The organism is Microvirga sp. GN3, assembly GCF_055792825.1.
The window spans coordinates 1-1,158 of record NZ_JBVVAK010000381.1; the positions used below are offsets into that span (position 1 = coordinate 1).

General features: G+C 65.1%; 1 protein-coding gene. It reads right to left on the reverse strand.

Annotated features, from left to right (window positions below; translation table 11 throughout):
- Positions 1 to 1,112, reverse strand: a 1,112-nt coding sequence (locus tag ACS5Q1_RS47985) for an IS30 family transposase (protein WP_473104799.1), incomplete at its 3' end; no start/stop codon positions are given.
- Positions 1,113 to 1,158: the final 46 nt, after the last annotated feature.

Sequence of the window (1,158 nt, forward strand, 5' to 3'; positions counted from 1 at the left end):
TGATCCCAGGTCAGTGATCGGCGCAGCTCTTCGGGTAAGGTGACGATGGTGCGCGTGATTGCGTCGCGTACAGCCTCTGCCCCATGACCAGCCAGCGCAGGCCCGTTCTTGATGCGCGGCCAATCACCGTGGCCTGCCAAACGGGGAAGATGAAGCAGCATCGTGAAGCGGGTCGTGCGCTCGACCAGAGTGCCGATCGCCGAGCTGCCAAGGCCCAGGATGAGGTCTCCTTCCCAATGACCTGGCACCGCCCGATCGGTTGCTTCGGCAGGGCGCTGGCTGATCATGATCTCAGGAGCGACAAAACTCTTGCCGCGCCTGCGGGCCCGCGCCCTCGGTACCCGCAGCACTCGCCCTGTTCGCAAGCAGGCCGTGAGTTCACGCCGCAGCGCTCCTTTGCCTTGGACGAAGAGGGCCTGATAGATCGCTTCGTGACTGATGCGCATGGTCTCGTCGTCCGGGAAGTCAATCGGCAGGCGTTGGGCTATCTGCTCCGGGCTCCAGGCTCTGGCCCATCGCCGGTCTTGCCGCTGGCCATGCCGGCGGGCCTGCCAGGCGACAGTAGGACCGGGAACGGAAACACCGCTCGGAGCGACGACGACGCCAGCCAATCTCTCCTCGACATAAGTGCGCAAGGTTGCGTTGAGGGCAAGCTTCGTCGGCTTCGGGCGCCGGGCTGATCGCTCGGCATGCCACTGGGCGGTTGTCGCGCGATACTCCAGCCCGCCGCTGCGGGTGGCTGCATTGCGCCGCAACTCACGGGAGATCGTCGAAGCGGATCGGCCGAGCCGGCGCCCGATCTCCTGCATGGAACGGCCCTGGACCCGAAGAAGCGCAATCTCCTCTCGCTCCAGCAGCGACAGGTATCGCCCGGAAAGGGACTTGGCCGAGGATCGGAACATCGCCGGGGGCATGCCACCTGCCTTTCGGAACCATCTGTATCCTACAGGTTGTGACACACCGGCCTCGACCGCAGCATCCTCGCTGCTCATTCCCCTTGCAATCGCCAGCCAGAACCGGCGTCGTTCATCGCGTCCCGCCACAGGTGGCCGGCCAGGTGACGGTAGCGGGGCTCGCCCAGACCGATCCGACCGCCGCTTTCGAATGCTCATCGCAACCTCCTCCTTCAGGGTGTTGCGACGACCATTTGAATCCGCC